Source organism: Streptomyces globisporus, from assembly GCF_003501885.1.
GTDB classification, from domain to species: domain Bacteria; phylum Actinomycetota; class Actinomycetes; order Streptomycetales; family Streptomycetaceae; genus Streptomyces; species Streptomyces globisporus_D.
This window is the reverse complement of record NZ_QWFA01000058.1, coordinates 1-17,825: the sequence shown is the minus strand read 5'-3', so window position 1 is coordinate 17,825 and position 17,825 is coordinate 1. Positions and strand designations below refer to the sequence as shown.

Sequence of the window (17,825 nt, the reverse complement as noted above, 5' to 3'; positions counted from 1 at the left end):
TGCACGTACGGCAAAGGGAGCGGTCCCCTCAAACGCGGGAACCGCTCCCTCTCCACAGCGTCCTTACTTGGCGCCGCCGGCCGCGCCACGGCGGATGCCGAGGCGGTCGACGAGCGCACGGAAGCGCTGGATGTCCTTCTTGGCCAGGTACTGCAGGAGGCGGCGACGCTGGCCGACCAGGATCAGCAGACCACGACGGGAGTGGTGGTCGTGCTTGTGCGTCCGGAGGTGCTCGGTCAGGTCCGAGATCCGGCGGGAGAGCATGGCGACCTGGACCTCGGGGGATCCGGTGTCACCCTCCTTCTGGGCGAACTCGGCCATGATCTGCTTCTTCGTAGCGGCGTCGAGCGGCACGCGTACTCCTCTTGATGTTCGAAGCGCCCACGAGTGCCCCTGGTCTTGGTCTCAGGGGAGCTTCCGTGACTCGGAGGCGAAGGTCCGATGAGCGCAGCCCCCAGGATGATCCGAGGGCGCGTACACAAACGGCCACCGCACAGACTACCAGCCGTTCGGGTCACGCCCCGCCGGTCATCGGCTTGACCGGCGGGCATGACCCGGTGATCAGCTGGTGAGGGCCCGGATCGAGTGGTAGACGTCGAAGACCGCGAGGCAGAGCGGGAGCAGCGTCAGCAGGACGACCGTCTCGGCGATCTCCAGGAAGCGTCCCCAGAACGGGGTCACGCCCTTGCTCGGCACGATCAGGCCGATGGCGGTGATCAGGACGGCGACGCCCGCGACCGCCGCGGCGAGCCACACCGTACGGATGTCGAGTGCGGCCCCGTCGCCCCGCAGTGCGTCGCGCACGATGGCGACCGGCGGGTTCAGGGAGAGCCCGAGGCCGAGGAGCACCAGGGAGGCGAGGCCCGCGGCGAGCGTGCAGCCGACCTGGGCGGTGTAGCGGAAGAGGTGGGCGCGCATCAGCATGGCGACGCCGGTGGCCAGGGCGAGCAGCTGGCCCCAGACGTTGTCCGAGAAGCCCAGCACGGCGGCGGCCGCCACGGCGACCAGGGCGCAGCCGCCGACCAGGCCGAGGAGCAGTTCGTGGCCGCGCCGCGCCTGGGCGGCGAGGCGTTCGGCGTCGACCGGGCCGGTGGGCGCGGGCTCGGAGGTCCCGTAGTCGCCGACGGTGGTGCGGGGCGGCTCGAATCCGATGGGGATCCGGGCGAAGCGGGTGGAGAGTCCCGGCAGGAAGGCGAGGGCCCCGACGGCGAGCGGCGAGCACACGGCGGCGGCCTCGATCGGCCGCATGCCGGTCATGATCGCGATGAAGGTGACCAGGAGGCCGACGGCGCTCGCGAAGACGAACGCGACGAACGGGCCGTCCCCGCCGGGCGCGACGATCATCAGGATGACCGCGACGACGAGGACCGCCGCGCAGGCGAGCAGGAACTGCAGCCGTCCGATGCCCTGACCGGCGCTCAGTGACAGCAGTCCGGAGCCGGCGACGGCCGCGTTGACCAGGGCACCGATGCCGAGCGCGATCGACGAGGCCCGGTCCTCGTACACCCGCGCACGCACGCAGGCGAAGGCGAGGAGGAGCAGGGCGACGACCGCGGCCAGGATGCCGGGCAGGCCGTTCATGTCGTGGCGCGGGTCGGCGGTCCACAGGACGAAGCCGAGCAGGGACAGCAGGACGGAACCGCCGAAGAGGCCGGCGCCGCGCATGAGCGAGTCGCCCCAGAGCGTGCGGTCCTTGGCCACGGCGGTGGCGACGGCGTCCGAGACGTCGTCGAAGACCGCGGGCGGCAGCGATTCGGAGAAGGGCCGCATCGACAGCAGCTCGCCGTCGAGGATGCGGTGGCCGGCGAGCGTACGGGCGCTGTCCAGGACGGTGCCGTCGCGGCGGACCAGGTGGTAGCCGACCGGGGCGCCGGGGGCGGGACTCTGGCCGGACAGCCGGAGGATCTCGGGATAGAGGTCGGCGACGGGGATGTCCTCGGGCAGGGCCACATCGACCCGGCCGTCGGGCGCGACGACCGTGACCCGGCAGAATCCGGTGCTGCTGCCGGACGGGGTCCCGTGACTCTGCCGACCGGATCCGGTGGCTGCCGCTTGGGCCGTCATGGTCACCTGGTGCTCCCCCTACTACTGACGTGTACTGCCTGCTGGCCTGTACTGCGCTTGTTCTGAGCTGTACCGCGTTTGTTCTGTGTTCTTCCGTGAACTGCGACGTGCTTGTTCCGTGAGCTGGTGACGCGCTTGTTCTGCGTCGCTCTGCTCTGTTCCGCGCTTCGGCTTCCGCGTTCGTCCCGAATGACCGCCTTCGCGCGACAGTTAGCGGATGCGTACACGCGTCGCGACACCCTACCGCCATGCGGGTGGCGCCACGCCAGTAGGATCCTTCCCGCGGATGGAGCCCGTCGCCACGGGGGCGCCGATAGGAACACTTCCGTCCGGCAAGGGAATTGGTGAGCTGTGAGCCAGATCGTCGTCAAGCGCCCACCGCGGGCCCTGCCCACCGAAGTGCCGGTCGAGCAGGTGCAGTTGCAACCTCCGCCGGAACTCCCCCGGGGCCAGCAGGAGGGGGCGCTGATGCAGCTCCTGCCGATGCTGGGCATGGGTGGTTCCGTCGTCTTCTTCTTCATGACGCCGAACCCGATCATGCGCATCATGGGCATGATCATGATCGCCTCGACGGTCGGTATGGCCATCGCGATGCTCGTACGGTACCGACGGGGCACCCAGGGCGAGCTGGCGGATCTGCGCCGCGACTACCTGAAGTACCTGACGCAGACCCGGCGTACAGTGCTGAAGACGGCCCGCAAGCAGCGTGACGCGCAGTTCTACCTCCACCCCTCCCCCGAGCAGCTGTGGGCGCTCGTCGCCGAGGGCAGCCGGGTGTGGGAGCGGCGCGCGGGTGACGCGGACTTCGCACAGGTGCGCATCGGTCTCGGCAGCCAGGAGTTGGCGACGCCGCTCATCGCGCCCGAGACGGCGCCCGTGGACGAGTTGGAGCCGCTGGCCGCCGGGGCGATGCAACAGTTCCTGGCGACGCACTCCACGCTGGACGGGCTGCCCATGGCCGTCTCGTTGCGGGCGTTCTACCACCTGACGATCAGCGGTCACGCGGAGTCCGCGCGCTCAGCGGCACGGGCGATGGTCGGCGGTCTGGCCTCCCTGCACTCCCCCGAGGACCTGGTGATCGCGGTCGCGACGGGTACGGAGGCGGCGCCGCAGTGGGAGTGGACGAAGTGGCTGCCGCACGCGCAGGCTCCGGGCCCCGCGGACGGGGCGGGGAGCAGGCGGCTGATCACCACCAGCCTGCCGGCCCTGGAGGATCTGCTGGCCGGCCGTCTGGAGGGCCGGCCGCGGTTCCAGCCCGGCGGGCAGCCGCTCGTGGAGCAGCCGCATGTCGTCGTGGTCCTGGACGGTGAGTCGGTGGCGCCCATGTCGGTGCTGGCGTCGGCGGAGGGCCTGCAGGGCGTGACGGTCATCGAGGTGGTGCCGGGCGAGGTGACCGGGGCCCGCGGGGGCCTCTCCGTCGTGGTGCAGCCGAAGACGTTGCAGCTGGAGTCGGGCCAGGGGCTGGTCTACGACGGAGTTCCGGATCTGCTCAGTTACGAGGCGGCCGAGGCGCTCGCCCGGCAGCTGGCCCCGCTGCACATGGCGACGGGCGGGGACGACGACGAACCCCTGCTGGCCAATCTGGAGTTCACCGATCTGCTGAACCTGGGGGACGCCGCGTCGATCGAGGTGAGCCGGACCTGGCGGCCGCGGTCGCAGGCGGAGCGGCTGCGGGTGCCGATCGGTGTGGGCGAGGACGGTTCGCCCGTGATGCTGGACCTGAAGGAGGCGGCGCAGGAGGGCATGGGCCCGCACGGCCTGTGCGTGGGCGCCACCGGTTCCGGCAAGTCCGAGCTGCTGCGCACCCTGGTGCTCGGCCTGGCCGTCACTCACACCTCGGAGACGCTGAACTTCGTCCTCGCCGACTTCAAGGGTGGTGCGACCTTCGCCGGTATGGCGCAGATGCCGCACGTCGCGGCCGTGATCACCAACCTGGCGGACGACCTGACGCTGGTCGACCGCATGGGTGACTCCATCCGCGGCGAGCTCAACCGCCGGCAGGAGATGCTGCGCGACGCGGGCAACTACGCCAACATCCACGACTACGAGAAGGCGCGGGCGGCCGGTGCGCCGCTGCAGCCCATTCCCTCGCTCGTGCTGGTCATCGACGAGTTCAGCGAACTCCTCACCGCGAAGCCCGACTTCATCGAGATGTTCGTCCAGATCGGGCGTATCGGCCGTTCGCTGGGTGTGCATCTGCTGCTGGCCTCGCAGCGGCTGGAGGAGGGGCGGCTGCGCGGTCTGGAGACGTATCTGTCGTACCGGGTGGGTCTGCGGACGTTCTCGGCGGCGGAGTCGCGGGCCGCGATCGGGGTGCCCGACGCGTACCACCTGCCGAACGTGCCCGGATCCGGGCTGCTCAAGTTCGGTACGGAGGAGATGGTCCGCTTCAAGGCCGCGTACGTGTCCGGGGTGTACCGCTCGGGCGCGCACCGGGCGGCGGCGCCGGGTGCTCCGCTGCCGGTGGACCGCAGGCCGGTTCCGTTCACGGCCGCGCCTGTTCCGGTGCAGTACGTCCAGTCGGCCGCACAGGCCGGGGGCGTACCGGATCAGCGCTCGGCGGAGGACGACGCGCTGGCGGACACGGTGCTCGATGTGATCGTGCGCCGGCTGGAGGGCCGCGGTGCCTCCGCCCACCAGGTGTGGCTGCCGCCGCTGGACAATCCGCCGTCGCTGGACGAGCTGCTGCCGGGGCTCTCGCCGGTGCAGGGCCGGGGGCTGACGCAGCCCGGTTTCGAGGGGGCGGGCCGGCTGGTCGCGCCGATCGGCGTCATCGACAAGCCGTTCGAGCAGCGGCGCGACACCCTCTACCGGGACTTCTCCGGCGCGGCCGGTCATATGCAGATCACCGGTGGTCCGCAGTCGGGGAAGTCGACGCTGCTGCGGACGATCATCGCCGGTTTCGCGCTCACGCACACACCGGCGGAGGTCCAGTTCTACGGGCTCGACTTCGGTGGTGGCGGCATGTCCTCGATCGCGGGTCTGCCGCACGTCGGTGGGGTCGCGTCCCGCCTCGACCCGGAGCGGGTGCGCCGCACGGTGGCCGAGGTGTACGGCATCATGGCGCGGCGCGAGGAGTACTTCCGCAGCGCCGGGATCGACTCCATCGCCACGTTCCGGCGGCTGCGGGCGCGCGGGGACATCTCGGTCACGGACCAGCCGTGGGGCGACGTCTTCCTGGTCATCGACGGGTGGGGCAACTTCCGTACGGATTACGAAGGTCTTGAGGACGCGGTCACGGACATCGCTGCCCGCGGACTGGGTTACGGCATCCACCTGATCGTCACGGCATCGCGTTCCATGGAGGTGCGGGCCAGCCTCAAGGACCAGCTCATGAACCGCCTGGAGCTGCGGCTCGGCGATCCCATGGACTCCGAGCTGGACCGCAAGGTGTCGGCCAACGTGCCCGCCGGGGTGCCGGGTCGCGGCCAGACGCCGGAGAAGCTGCACTTCATGGCGGCGGTGCCACGGATCGACGGCATCAACTCCGACAGCGACCTGTCCGAGGCCACCGCCGCGATGAACCAGGAGGTCACCCGCCACTGGACGGCGCCGCCCGCTCCCGCGGTACGTCTGCTGCCGCGTGAGCTTCCGGCGAGCGAGCTCCCGGCCGGTTACGCGGTTCCGGAGCGCGGTATCGCTTTCGGTATCGACGAGAACAACCTGGAGCCGGTGTACCTGAACTTCGAACAGGACCCGTTCTTCCTGGCGTTCGGCGAGAGCGAGTCCGGGAAGTCCAACCTGCTGCGGTTGATCATCAAGCAGCTGACCGAGCGGTACGACGGTGACTCCTGCAAGCTCTTCGTCATCGACAACCGGCGTTCGCTGCTGGACGTGACCCCGCGCTCGCATCTGGCGGAGTACATCCCGATGTCCAACAACATGGAACATCACATGACGGCGCTGTACGATTTGATGAAGCGCCGTACGCCGTCGGCCGACGTCACGGCGCAGGAGCTGCGCGACCAGAGCTGGTGGCAGGGACCCACGGTGTACGTCGTCATCGACGACTTCGACCTGGTCGCCACGTCGAGCGGCAATCCGCTGGCACCGATCACGGAGATGCTGCCGTTCGCCCGCGACGTGGGCGTCCGCTTCATCATCGCCCGCAGTTCGGCGGGGGCCAGCCGCGCCCTGTACGAACCCTTCCTCCAGCGCATGATCGAGCTGGGCGCCCAGGGGCTGATGCTGTCGGGCGACCCGGGCGAGGGCGACATCATGGGCAACGTACGGCCGCGGCCGATGCCGCCGGGGCGGGGCACCTTCGTCACGCGGCGGCGGGGGAACCCGTTGGTGCAGACGGGGTTGCTGGGCGGGGAGCGGTAGGACCGGGTCCCGGGCCCGGCCCGGGGGCGGGCCGGGCCGGGTTGCACTCGGATCGTGGAATGGAGAAGGTGCGGGGCCGTTGGGCTCCGCACCTTCTCGGTTGCCGTCTCGCTTGCGACGGCTCAGGTCGCGTCCTTCAAGTCGGGGCGCGTCCTGCAACGGCTCAGGGTGGACATCTCCCGCGCATGTCCACCCTGCCGTGCCGTGCTGTACTCAGCTCTGCTCTGCGAACTCGGTTAGAAGTTCGCCGCCGCGCGCTTGTCACCGGCGCGGTAGGTCGGCGACGCCTCCAGGACCTTCTTGGCGATGTCGTCAAGGTTGGCGCGGATGGCGTTGGCGTCCGCCTTCCACCTGTTCTGCGCGGTGGTGTAGGCCTGCTTGGCCTCACCCTCCCACAGCTCCGAAACGTTCGCGATCATGGTCCTGATCTCCTCGAGATCCTTCGCGAGTTCCCCGGCCTGCTTCTTGATCTCGCCGGCCGCAAGATCCAGGCTCGCGTACGTGACGACCGTCGTACCGTCGTTCTTTCCCATGTGATCCTCCGCTGAGTTCTGGTTACGGGATAAGGGTCAGTAGCCGTTCAGGCTGCTCTTCGAACCGCTGGTGGGGCCCTGAACGTCCACACTGGTGAGAGCCGCGCGGATCTCGTCCTCGTTGTCGCCCGAGATGGTGCGGGCAGCCTTGATGGACTCCTGGAAGCCGGCAAGCTGCTTGGCCAGATCGACCATGCGGTTGTTGATCTCGGTCTGCTTCAGGTTGAAGTGGTTGGCACCGATGCCCTGCCACTTTCCCTCAAGGTTGTCGATGGTCGCGTGAAGCTTCTTGACCTGCCCCTTGACCGCTTCGAACTTGATGGTGAGGTCACCCTCGAGCTTCAGGAGGGCGGCATCTGAGACCTTCTGGTCTGCCATGTTTCTCTTTCCCTTTCGGTTGGTTCTGCATGGCCGGCGTGGGCCGCCGACCGGTACATGCGGAACGTGTGGTCAAGCGGCCTTACGCCTGCGCACCACGGCGTAGGCGACCCCTCCGAGCACGGCCACGGCTGCGGCCACGCCGAGGATGAGGCCCAACTTGTTGCCCCCATCGGAGGAGTTGGAATCCTTCACCGCCACGGCCTTGTCGACCACCTCACCGTTCTTGGCGGGCTGTGGCGAGCCGGACTTGGAGGAGGAAGGCTCGGACGACTTGGCGGCGCCGGTCGTCTTCTCCTTGGTGAGCGGGCTGATGTCCGGGGCACCGGGGGCGCCCTTGCCCTTGAGGACGTTCATCGAGGGGCGGATGAGGCCGTGGCCGAGGTACTTGCTGCGCTCGCCGTCCTTCCAGTCACGGCCCGCTGTGTCGAAGAGGACGTTGAGGACCTGGTTGGCGGTCCAGTCGGGGTGGAGGGACCAGACGAGGGCGGCGGAGGCGGAGGCGATGGCGGTGGCTGCGCTGGTGCCGCCGTCTCCGTCGCAGTAGCTCTTGAAGGAGTTGTCGCACCAACTGGGAACGTCACTCCCGGGAGACGCGAGATCCACCGTGCCCGCATGCTGCGAAAAGTACGAAACCTTCCCCGCCCGATCTGCTGAAGCGACACCCACTACCTCAGGGTATGCGGCTGGATACCCGGCCTTGTTCTCCTTATGCCCTTCGTTCCCTACCGCCGCGAAGAGTAGTTTCCCTTTACTTTTGGCGTATTTGATCGCTTCACGCTCCACGGGTGAGGAGTAGAAGCCACCGACGGACATGCTGATGATCCGTGCATCGCTGTCGGCCGCAGCGCGAATGGCGTTCGCGACGTCCTGGATCGTGATGGAAGGCTTCTGCTTCTCAAACTCGTCCAGGGCAACGCGGAAGGGAATGATCTTGGCTCCCGGGGCAAGTCCCTTCAGGCCACCTCCCTTGCCCGTTCCTGCGATCAGCTCAGCCATCGTCGTACCGTGACCGCTGTAGTCATCGGTTTCGTCTCCCGGCGCCTCAGTGGCGTCGATCCCCTTGAGAACTTGTCCCTGCAGCGACGGCGTGGACGAGTTCACCCCCGAGTCGATGACAGCGACCTTGATGCCTTCGCCGGTCGTGACCTTCCACATATCCTCGGTCTGCATCGAGGCGAGGTACCACTGCTTCGACTGTGCGTCAGCTGCGGCAGGCTGTGCCGCCCCGACGAACAACACACTCCACGAAGCGGCTACAGCCAGCGCACCGAGCACACGCACGCGCCTCCGAGCTCGGCTCATTCCTGCTGTCATCCCGGCTTCCGTACCTTCCCTGGGACTGCTATTCGACCACCGGCGGCACGGCCCCGCGCCGTCCGGCAGTCCACGTCTCTTCGTCTTCTGTCAGGTAGTCGGGACGGGTCGACCCGTTGGCCTCGTCCTCCCGGCCCTTGTCCCGGCGGCCTGCGGGACCCCGTACGAGGCCCGCGCCACCGGCGGTGAAGCCCTTGGCGTTCGAGCCGGTTCCTGCAGCCTTGCGGGGTGCGCCGACGACTCCGTTGGCTCCGGAGGCGGGAGTGGCTCGCCCTCCGGGACGAGAGGGAGCAGCTGCTGCTGCTCCACGCCCACCGATCACTCCGCGCTGACCGGTACCTCCGGCAGCGGCTCGGGCCTGAGCCGACGTCTGCTGCGGGGTTCCACCGACGATGCCGTTCCTGCCTCCGGAACGGGGGCCGGCGCCGGTGGACGTACCACCGGGGCCGACAGTGGGCCGGCCACCCGTCACACCCGATCGACCGGCAGTCGGCACCTGCGACTGCGGTCCGACCGGCGGACGACCGTTGAACGCTCCTCCGCCCCCCATCGGGCCGGGACGACCGATCGGGGGACCGCTCTGCCCCTGGGCAACAGGACCTCTCCCGGTGGGCTGAGCCTTGCCCACACCCTGGCCGGCCTGACTGACCGTTCGCGGCATGCCTGTCGGCCCCGTCGAACGGTTTGTGCCGCGCTGCACAGGGTTGGTGAGACTCGGCGGCATGAACGTCGGTGGAGTTCCGGTCGGCCCCGTCGTGGGCGTCGGTGACGGTTGCGGCGGCGTGGCGGTGATCGGCGTCGGAGCTTGCGGGGGCGCGACGGTGTTAATCTCCGTGCCGACGGTCCTGTCCGGCAGGGGCGCTGAGCCAAGGACCTCGGCCGGTGGCCGGTTCGTTGCGGCTACCGCAGCAGAGGACCCTGAGTTCGAGCGTCCTGCAGCATCGGGCACTGGGCTGTTACCGAAACTCTCGGAGCCCTCGCCGGATGTACCAGATGCCGGAGGGCGCCAGCCTCCTCTCGGCGGCGGCATCGTAATACCCAAATCCTTCTCGAACCGCGGCGGCTCCTGCCCCTCCAGCCGCTCCCCCGAAACCGAGTAGTACGAAGCCAACCGGTTGATCTGGTTGATGGCCTCTTGGCGGTCCTTCTCCACCTTCAAGGCCGCCTGGTACTCCGGGTTGTCCGCGACCCGGCCGGGGAGTTCGATGTCGTCCGGGTTCTTGCGTACCTGGCGGCTGTCGCGGGGCGGCATGGCGCTGCGTACGGAGGCCAGGCCGGTGCCCGCGACCGTGATCTGCGTGCCGGCCACATCCGCGAAGTCGCCCAGCTTCCGGGCGTGGGCGACCAGGCCCTTACCGAAAGCGCGGAAGGCCGTGCCGGACTCGCCGTGCCAGTCGACCCCCTTCATGTTGTCTTCCAGCTCCTGAGCCGCCTTCTTGATGGCGTCCCTGGCGTCCCAGAGCGACTTGCCCGCGTTCTCCAGGTCTTCCGGCTTGGTGTTCTCCACCAGGTCGATCATGGAGTTCAGCTGGAAACCCTCGAAGGAGGTACGGCCGACGGGCCCGCTGGCGAAGGACATCCGACCGATGGCCTCGGAGATGTCCGTTTGCGCCATCTGGATCTTGACTTGCGCCTGATCCTGCACCCGCTGCTCGGCAGGCGTCAGGTTCTCCCGCTTCTCGTCGCTCATTCCGCCCCCCACCCGGAGTCGACCTGCTTGTCATCGTTGGTCTTCTCAGCCTTCGCGTGCTCTTCGCGTTCCTTGTCCAAGCGGGTCTGGATCTCGTAGAAGCGCCGCCTGACGTCGTCCTCGACGTTGTCCAGCCCGACCGCCGCCGCGTGCACCCCCAAGCTCAGGTACTCGATCTGGTCACCCAAGGACTTGGAGAGCGAGACGAGGGAGGAGTGGACCCGGTTGTACTGGGTGTACAGGCCGTCCGCCTCCGCGAAGCAGGCGTTCTGGCCGCTCAGTGAGGCCCGCGTGATCTTCTGGTCGGCGACCTTCGTCTTGCTGGCCGCCGAGCCCTCGAAGTCCGCCAGCAGGGCGTCCACGCTCTTCTTGAACTTCTCCAGCGCGCCCACCCCGCGCTTGAGATCACCCGTACCGTCTTCGGCCACAGCGCCGACCTCCCCGTTCTGCATCCCCGTTTGCTCGGCTCGTTCCGCGTTGCTATCGCATTGACACGGTCCGATCCGATCTCATCGTGACAACTCTAGTCACTGCCTACGACAGCGCCAATCGACTTGGTGGCCACGTGACTTGTCTCATGACCGGTCCCGTGACGAACTTTCACCGTTTCTCCGCTTCGCCTCATCCGGCCACCCGCCCCATGCGTCGCCGCCTGTCCCGTACCGCCACTGCCGTGCCCGCGATCGCCGCGACCAGGACGCCGCCGCCGACCATGACGTACGTCGCCAGGCGGGCGTTCCGCTGGTCGGCCGTTTCGCCCAGGTGGAGTTCGGCGGGGGTGGGGGCTTTGCCCTTGCTCATTCCCTCGCTGGCGATCGGGCGGTCGATCGGCTTGTCGTCCTCGGTGAGGGCGCGTACCGGGTCGACGACGCCCCAGCCGACCGCGCGGTCGTGGCCGGCGATGGAGCGTTCCGCGGTCTGCTGGATCTGCGCGACGATCTGCGCCTGCGTCCAGTCGGGGTGCTTCGCCCTGATGAGGGCGGCGACCCCGGCGACGTACGGGGCGGAGAAGCTGGTTCCGTTGTCGACGCAGTGTCCGCCGCCGGGGACCGTGGAGATCATGTCCACCCCGGGGGCGGCGATGCCGACGAATTCTCCGGACTGGGAGAAGGGCGCCCGTTCGTTGTTGCGGTCCGAGGAGGCGACGGCCAGGACGCCCTTGAAGGAGGCCGGGTAGGTCTCCTTGACGTTTCCGCCGAGGCCGTCGTTGCCGGCCGAGGCGACGACCACGATGTTCCGGGCGAGGGCGCTGTCGACGGCTTGCTTCAGGGCCGCCGACGGCTTCACGGCGTCGGCGGTGTCCTGGGAGATGTTGATGATGTCGGCCTTCGCCTCGGTGGCGGCGTAGGTGATGGCCCTGGCCAGCGTCTCCGTGGTGCCGTGGCCCTCGGCGTCGTTCTGCTGGATCGGGATGATCGTCGCGTCGGGGGCTAGGCCGCTGAAGCCGGTGCCCTTCGCCTCGCGGGCGGCGATGATGCCGGCGACCTTGGTGCCGTGGCCCACGGTGTCCGTGGTGCCGTTCTCCTTGCCGCGCTCGATCTTCATGCCGTCGTCGGTCTTGAGGCCCTTCGGCAGGTAGTTGCGCCCCGCCTGGACGTCGACCGCCGACCTGAGCTGCTCGTTCTTGATGTCGACGCCCGTGTCGATGACCGCGACGCGGACGCCCTTGCCGGTGGACTGCTTCCACAGCTCGTCCAGCAGGACGCGCTGCAACGCCCAGGGGCGGCCCGGGTACTTCTTGGACGGGAACGTGCACTGGGTCGAGTCCTCCGCCGCGGCGGGGGCCACCGGCAGGGTGATCAGGAGGACAGCCGTTGCCGCCGTGGCCGTCAGGAGGCGGCGGGTCGTCCGGCCGACGGTCGAGGTTTCTGCCATCGTCACGAGCCCTGCGGCTGGCCGGCCGCGCCGGTGGAGAGCCGGGGACCGGTCGGCAGGAGCGCGGACCAGGTCGCCGGTACGGGGTTGGGGTCGACGTCCTTGTAGCCGAGGCGGTTCTGCGCCTGCTGCGCCTCCTGCTGCTGGTCCTCCCGGTCCCTCTTGCTGCCGGATTCGCCGATGCCGGAGTCGTCCTGGCCGCTGTCGCTGTTGGACTGCATCGCGTAGCGCAGGCCGGTGTCGGTGACCAGGAAGAGGAAGCCGGCGCTGGTGGTGGACCCCTTGAACTGGCGGAAGAACTCACCCGATCCGGGGGTGACGTAGGCGCTGCTGGAACCGGTGGGGAGCGTCGCGGGGAAGCTCGTACCCACCCAGGTGCTCAGTGTGGTGGCGCCGCTGTCGGCGTCAACGCCTCGCAGAACGTTGCACACGGTGTTCCGGCTGCCCTTCTTGACGTCGGGGGAGTTGACGGGCTCTGGCCTGTCGACCGGCCAGTCCCTGTCCTGGCCGAAGGGGGCGCCCGGTTCGAGCTCGGCGGCGCTGACCGGCTTCGCTGTGCCCGCCTGCTTGAGGGGCACCAGCTGTCGGCTGTTGAGCAGGAGCTTGGCCGTGAAGTCGGAGACGGGGGCGACCCTGCCCGGCAGGACGACGTAGCTCTGGGTCCTGGTTCCCGCCGTCGCGGTCAGGACCATGCCGACGCGGTTCGTCTGCTCGTCCAGGGTGCCGGGGGCGCCGGCAGGGGCGCCGGGGGTGCCGTTCACCGTCGGGAAGGTGATCGGGTCCCCGGTGTGGAGCGTGGCCAGCCAGGCGGCCGAGACCCGCTGGGGCTTGGGGTTCTGGTCGACCAGGGTGCGCAGGAGCAGTTCGTCCTTCTGGACGGGGTAGGCCTTGCCGGAGGCGTCGACGATGTAGCGGGTCCGGTCCGGGCCCTCGACGTACATCAGCTCGCCGCCCCGCAGGGCGTTCTTCCCCTCGGTCTTCTTCTCTTCCCGCTCGGCGAAGATGAACGTCGCCTTCTGTATGGCCCGGCCGCCCTCCCCGGGACGTTCGCAGACCGCCCAGCGCTTGGCCGCGCCCGCTTCCTTGGAGTCGGGCAGCCGGTCGGGGGCGTACGGGATACCGAGGGTGGCGCCGTGCGGGATCTTGCCGCTGTCCAGGACGGACTCGTTGACGTTGACGACGGTGCCCTTGTCCGGGGCGAGCAGGAGCTTGGCGGAGGCCATGTTCAGAACGGGGTGCAGCTGCTTCTTGCCGTCGGTCGTCAACACCACGTACCGGGTGGTGGACTTGCTGGCGATGATGACGTGTTCCTTGGGGGTGTCCCATTTCTGGGGGGCCACCGGCTTGAACATGCCCCAGGCGCCGAACACGGCGAGAACCACGACGGCGATGATGGCCCCGGGCAGCACCGCGCGCAGCGGCCGGGGGGCGCCTTCCTCGGAACCGGTGGGGTTGGGCTGCAGGAACTGTGCGATCAACCTCCGCTTCGCAAAGGTATAGGCGTTGAGCTCGTCCCGCCGTGATGCCATGTGTTCGCTGACCCTTCGTCCCCAGTGATCGAAAGTGATCGAAGCAGGGTCCCACACGCACCGTCGGCCCCCGCTGCCGTACCGCGCCTCTACTATGCCTGCTGGGGTTCCGCTCCCCGTGCTCAGGTAGGGTGACGACCCGATCAACACCCGTGTAAAAAGCGGTGAATACGGACACGAGGGGGCAACGCGGCGATGGGTTCAGCTACGCGCGAGCGTACCGGGCGGGCGGGCCGTCGAGCCGCCGGGACTTCCCGGAGGCAACGCAGCAACCAGTCGCCCGCACCGGCCCCCGATCCGTCCTCTCCCTCCGCCGCCCCCGGGCAGACCGCACCCGCCGCGACGACGCTGCGTTCGATCTCGCGGACCGACCGGGTCCGCCCGGTGCTGCGGCAGTTGGTGATCGTCGAGGTAGGTCTCGTGATCGCCGCCGTGGGTGCGGCGCTGGGCGGCGCGTGGCTGATCCCCTCGCTCGTGCTGCTGTGTCTGCTGGTCGCGCTCGCGGTCGTACGCCGACGGGGCCGCGCGCTCCAGGACTGGGTGTCGAGCGCTCTGGGGCTCCGGGCCCGGCGCCGGGCCGCCGCCGCCACGTCGTCCGCGGACGCGGAGCCGATGCTGGCCCCGGTCGCCGAGAACGTTCCCGGCTTCGCCCCGCACGTCTACGTCGACCGGAACCACCGGACGGTGGGGATGCTCGGCGACGGTACGTTCCTGACCGCCGTGGTGCGGGTCGAGGCGAGCGGCGAGTCGCTGCGGCCCGCGTTCGGCGCCCGGTCGCTCCCGCTGTCGCTGCTGGGTGACGCCCTCACGGTGGACGACATCGTGGCGGAGTCGGCGCAGTTGGTGCAGCAGGTGCGGTGCGCGCCCGCTCCTCATCTGCCGCAGCAGTCGGTGGCCCGGCTCTCGTACGCGCCGCTGCAGGACCAGACCGGTGCGCCCGCCCTGCGGATGACGTGGGTGGCGGTGAAGCTGGATCCGGAGCTGTGCCGTGAGGCCATCGAGGCGCGCGGCGGCGGCATGGAGGGGGCGCAGCGCTGTCTGGTGCGGGTCGCCGACCATGTGGCGAGCCGGGTCACGGGCGCCGGTTTCCAGGCGGCGGTGCTGGACCAGGACGAGCTGAACTCCGCGGTGGCCACCTCCGCGTGCGCCAATCCCATCCTGTCGGGGCGGGCGGGCCGCCCCGACGCCGCGCCGCAGCGGCGCACCATGGAGACGTCGCGGGTCTGGCGGTGCGACGACCGCTGGCACACCACGTACGCGGTGGACCGCTGGCCCGAGCTGGGCCGGGGCGCGACACCGCTGCCGCAGCTGGTCGCGCTGCTGACGTCGGTGCCCGCGTACGCGACGACGTTCAGCCTGACGGTACGCCGCGGGGCGCGCCAGGGCTCGACGAGCGTGGCCGGCCATGTGCGGGTCACCGGCGGTTCGGACACCGAACTCATCGGTGTGAGAAGGACGTTGGAGCAGGCCGCCCGGCACGCCAAGGTGGGGCTTGTACGGCTGGACCGCGAGCAGTTGCCGGGTGTCCTGGCCACGCTCCCGCTGGGAGGCGCACAGTGAGCAACCGGACCGAGCCCCGGCGCGGGCTGCGCGGCCCCCGTCACGCGGGGCACACCGTGGCCGCGGACCATCTGGGCGCGTTGTCGCTGCCGGTCGGCGACGACGGCGTGATCATCGGCAACGACGCGAACAACAAGCCGCAGCTGATCGGGTTCCATCGCCCGGTGCCGTACGACGTCACGCTGATCGGCGGGCTGTGGACGGCGCAGGTCCTGGCGCTGCGGGCGGCGGGCACCGGCGCCCGGGTGGCGGTCGAGACCGGTCGCGTGCAGGCCTGGACGACGCTCGCCCAGGCGGCGGGCGCCGGTCTTGAGTGCGTGTCCCTGTACGACGTGGGGCGCGTTCCGCCGACGGGTGCGACCGTGGGCAGCCCCGTGGTCGTGGTACGGGACTGCGGGATGCGGCCGCCGCGCGGCCGGGTGGTGTCCTCACCGTGGCAGTCCGTGCTGACGCTGCTCCCCTATCTGAGCCCCGTCGCACCGCGGTTGATGCGGTCCTCCGCGCTGGTGGGCGTCCAGCGGGTCTCCCCCGGCGAGGCCGAGCAGATCGGCCGGATCCTGGGGCTCGCGCGCGCCGAGTACGAGGCGCTGCCCACGCTGGCGGACGGGGTCACCCTGTGGGTCGCGGGGCGCGAACACCATTGGGTGATGACGAACCCGACCGACGCAGAGACGGGTCTGCTGGGCACAGCTCGCCGGATGGACTGATTCCTGTCCCGTTCGGCCCACGAACGCCCTTCCCGCCGGGGAACATGGACCACGCACCGAATCCGTTCGATCGAAGGGACGCCGTCATGGGCACCCAGCAGGAAAAGGACGAGCTCTACGCTCTCGACATCTCCGACGTGACCTGGCTCAGCGCCCCGGGCACCGAGGAGGCCGAGGAGCGCGTCGAGATCGCGCATCTGCCGGGCGGCGGCGTCGCCATGCGTTCCTCGCTGGACCCGGACACCGTCCTCAGGTATACGGAGGCGGAGTGGACGGCGTTCGTCCTGGGCGCTCGCGACGGTGAGTTCGACCTCACGTAGGTCCGGCGCCGGGCGGTCTCGTCACCGCAGGATCGCAGGGCGCGGTGGTGGACGGCCGCCGAAGTGACCTTCCACCCTTCGCCTTGTGCGCGTATGGCGGGTAATGCCCGGCTCGCGACCGCCCTTCCCTCACACGGGGTTCACCGGGCTGTGACACATGGCCGGTGGGGCGGCTTTTTGCCGTGCCCTACGCCCTGCCTGAGTTCGCCGGATGGCGATTAGGGTGGGTGGGGCGCGGCATGAAGAAACCTGCGAGCAGGTGATGCGCGTCGCAAGGGGGAGAGCCGGGCGAACCGGCACATCGGGAACGGTCGCCCCCACCCACCACGGCACAAGGGTGCTCGACCACACCAGGAGGCAAAGTGAACGGCGATCGGGACGAGATCCGCGGCGGATGGGACCTGCCCGTCGACGAGTCGTCCGACGCGGATCCCGCCGAGATGACGGGTGAGTTCACCATCGACTACACCCCTCCCGCCTGGTACACGCAGAACGCGGCGGGGGACTCGTCGGGAGGAGCGGGCTCGCACTTGGCGCCCCCGCCGCCGCCGGTCGGGGCGCCCCTGTCCTCGCCCGACCTGTCAGCGACGCCCGGCGGCTTCGAGCCCAACTGGGCGCCCGTGCCGCCGGCGCCCGCCGAGCCGGTTGCCCCCGCCGCCGAGGAGGCCCCGGCCGCGCCCGCCGCTCCGGAGACGCCGCAGGCACCGGCTCCGGCCGCTCCGGCTCCTGCCGCTCCGGCCGCGGAGGGCCCGGATGCCGGTCCGTTCGGCGGTGGCGATGTGGAGAGCGGCGCGACGATGCGGTTCTCGCCCGCCGCGCTGAAGCGGGAGATCGCTGAGCGCGAGGCGGAGGCCGCCGCGGCGTCCGACGCCGGTGCGAAGGGCGACGAGACGAACGACGAGAAGGGTGAGGAGGCCGATGCCCCGGTTTCCTCCGTTACGGGCTCCGAGGACGCGTCCCCGCCCGGTACGCCCTCGTCCGGAACGTCCTCCGAGCCGCCTGCCTCTCCCGCCTCGGACGCGGGCTCCTCGGATGCCCAGGACCGTGAAGCGGCCGGGGCCGGCACGGACGAGACTCCGGCCGCCGATGGCGTACCCGCCGCTGTTACGGACGCGGGCACGCAGGACGTCGTCCCGCAGGACGCCGCGCCCCAGGACGCGCCGCCGCCCGCCGCCGACGCCCCGCAGGCCGCCGCCGCACCGGTGCCGTGGTCGCCGCCCGCGCAGGGCGGCGCGCTGCTGCCCCTGCCGCCCGCCTTCCAGCCGGCCGCTCCGGCGCCCTCCGCACCGCAGCCCGCGGCGCAGTGGCCAGGTGCCGCCCCGGCGGACCAGGCGCCCGGCGGCTACGGCTTCCCCCAGGCAGCCCCGGCGGCGCAGCCGCCGCAGACGCCGCAGGCACCCCAGCCGGCGCACCAGCAGCAGCCGTTCCCCGGCCAGGCCCCGGGCGCACCACTGCCCTCGCAGGCCCACCCCCAGGCCCCCCAGGGCGCGGGCGGTTACGGCTTCCCGCCGCAGGGCGGCTACGGC

General features: G+C 70.1%; 14 protein-coding genes. 5 read left to right on the top strand and 9 right to left on the bottom strand.

The window, feature by feature from the left end:
• Positions 1-63 precede the first annotated feature (63 nt).
• Positions 64-354, bottom strand: coding sequence for a 30S ribosomal protein S15 (gene rpsO / locus D3105_RS13440; RefSeq protein ID WP_006127995.1), 291 nt, complete (start codon positions 352-354; stop codon positions 64-66).
• A 207-nt stretch (positions 355-561) separates the two neighbouring features.
• On the bottom strand, positions 562-2,064 hold the full coding sequence (gene eccD / locus D3105_RS13435) for a type VII secretion integral membrane protein EccD (RefSeq protein WP_118903476.1): 1,503 nt from the start codon (positions 2,062-2,064) through the stop codon (positions 562-564).
• A gap of 351 nt (positions 2,065-2,415) precedes the next feature.
• Here eccD and eccCa point away from each other — a divergent pair, with 351 nt between their 5' ends.
• Positions 2,416-6,390: a type VII secretion protein EccCa gene (eccCa, locus tag D3105_RS13430; protein ID WP_118903469.1), complete on the top strand. Its 3,975-nt coding sequence runs from the start codon at positions 2,416-2,418 to the stop codon at positions 6,388-6,390.
• Between the two features lie 236 nt (positions 6,391-6,626).
• Here eccCa and D3105_RS13425 read toward each other — a convergent pair whose 3' ends face one another.
• The 7 genes from D3105_RS13425 to eccB form a co-directional block, all read right to left on the bottom strand.
• The gene (locus D3105_RS13425) at positions 6,627-6,923 is read right to left on the bottom strand and encodes a WXG100 family type VII secretion target (protein ID WP_118903468.1); all 297 of its coding nucleotides are present in this window, start codon (positions 6,921-6,923) and stop codon (positions 6,627-6,629) included.
• 36 nt (positions 6,924-6,959) lie between these two features.
• Positions 6,960-7,301 (bottom strand): WXG100 family type VII secretion target, encoded by a 342-nt coding sequence (locus D3105_RS13420; protein ID WP_118903467.1) that lies wholly within the window; start codon positions 7,299-7,301, stop codon positions 6,960-6,962.
• A 72-nt stretch (positions 7,302-7,373) separates the two neighbouring features.
• Complete coding sequence (locus D3105_RS13415) at positions 7,374-8,618, bottom strand: S8 family serine peptidase (RefSeq protein ID WP_118903466.1); 1,245 nt, start codon at positions 8,616-8,618, stop codon at positions 7,374-7,376.
• Between the two features lie 28 nt (positions 8,619-8,646).
• The gene (locus tag D3105_RS13410; RefSeq protein ID WP_118903465.1) at positions 8,647-10,308 is read right to left on the bottom strand and encodes a hypothetical protein; all 1,662 of its coding nucleotides are present in this window, start codon (positions 10,306-10,308) and stop codon (positions 8,647-8,649) included.
• Positions 10,305-10,760 (bottom strand): hypothetical protein, encoded by a 456-nt coding sequence (locus D3105_RS13405; RefSeq protein WP_118903464.1) that lies wholly within the window; start codon positions 10,758-10,760, stop codon positions 10,305-10,307. Before D3105_RS13405 ends, D3105_RS13410 begins: the two co-directional genes overlap by 4 nt.
• A gap of 169 nt (positions 10,761-10,929) precedes the next feature.
• On the bottom strand, positions 10,930-12,183 hold the full coding sequence (gene mycP, locus D3105_RS13400; protein WP_118903463.1) for a type VII secretion-associated serine protease mycosin: 1,254 nt from the start codon (positions 12,181-12,183) through the stop codon (positions 10,930-10,932).
• A 2-nt stretch (positions 12,184-12,185) separates the two neighbouring features.
• Positions 12,186-13,712, bottom strand: coding sequence for a type VII secretion protein EccB (gene eccB / locus D3105_RS13395; protein ID WP_118903462.1), 1,527 nt, complete (start codon positions 13,710-13,712; stop codon positions 12,186-12,188).
• 195 nt (positions 13,713-13,907) lie between these two features.
• Between eccB and eccE the strand changes: the two genes are divergently transcribed.
• From eccE to D3105_RS13375, 4 genes are all read left to right on the top strand, one after another.
• Positions 13,908-15,272 carry a type VII secretion protein EccE gene (gene eccE, locus D3105_RS13390; RefSeq protein WP_118903461.1) on the top strand — a complete coding sequence of 455 codons (1,365 nt, stop codon included), beginning with the start codon at positions 13,908-13,910 and terminating at the stop codon, positions 15,270-15,272.
• Positions 15,269-15,979 carry a hypothetical protein gene (locus tag D3105_RS13385; protein ID WP_010061862.1) on the top strand — a complete coding sequence of 237 codons (711 nt, stop codon included), beginning with the start codon at positions 15,269-15,271 and terminating at the stop codon, positions 15,977-15,979. Before eccE ends, D3105_RS13385 begins: the two co-directional genes overlap by 4 nt.
• A gap of 86 nt (positions 15,980-16,065) precedes the next feature.
• Positions 16,066-16,299, top strand: coding sequence for a DUF397 domain-containing protein (locus D3105_RS13380; protein WP_010061864.1), 234 nt, complete (start codon positions 16,066-16,068; stop codon positions 16,297-16,299).
• 362 nt (positions 16,300-16,661) lie between these two features.
• A partial coding sequence (locus D3105_RS13375; RefSeq protein ID WP_276311824.1) for an SCO5717 family growth-regulating ATPase occupies positions 16,662-17,825 on the top strand: 1,164 nt, incomplete at its 3' end.

Bases quoted from the DNA above. Each gene is read 5' to 3' on its own strand.
- eccE (WP_118903461.1), top strand. From the start codon at position 13,908: ATGGGTTCAGCTACGCGCGAGCGTACCGGGCGGGCGGGCCGTCGAGCC.
- D3105_RS13415 (WP_118903466.1), bottom strand. From the start codon at position 8,618: ATGACAGCAGGAATGAGCCGAGCTCGGAGGCGCGTGCGTGTGCTCGGT.
- D3105_RS13405 (WP_118903464.1), bottom strand. From the start codon at position 10,760: ATGCAGAACGGGGAGGTCGGCGCTGTGGCCGAAGACGGTACGGGTGAT.
- D3105_RS13420 (WP_118903467.1), bottom strand. From the start codon at position 7,301: ATGGCAGACCAGAAGGTCTCAGATGCCGCCCTCCTGAAGCTCGAGGGT.
- D3105_RS13425 (WP_118903468.1), bottom strand. From the start codon at position 6,923: ATGGGAAAGAACGACGGTACGACGGTCGTCACGTACGCGAGCCTGGAT.
- eccD (WP_118903476.1), bottom strand. From the start codon at position 2,064: ATGACGGCCCAAGCGGCAGCCACCGGATCCGGTCGGCAGAGTCACGGG.
- D3105_RS13380 (WP_010061864.1), top strand. From the start codon at position 16,066: ATGGGCACCCAGCAGGAAAAGGACGAGCTCTACGCTCTCGACATCTCC.
- D3105_RS13410 (WP_118903465.1), bottom strand. From the start codon at position 10,308: ATGAGCGACGAGAAGCGGGAGAACCTGACGCCTGCCGAGCAGCGGGTG.
- eccB (WP_118903462.1), bottom strand. From the start codon at position 13,712: ATGGCATCACGGCGGGACGAGCTCAACGCCTATACCTTTGCGAAGCGG.
- mycP (WP_118903463.1), bottom strand. From the start codon at position 12,183: ATGGCAGAAACCTCGACCGTCGGCCGGACGACCCGCCGCCTCCTGACG.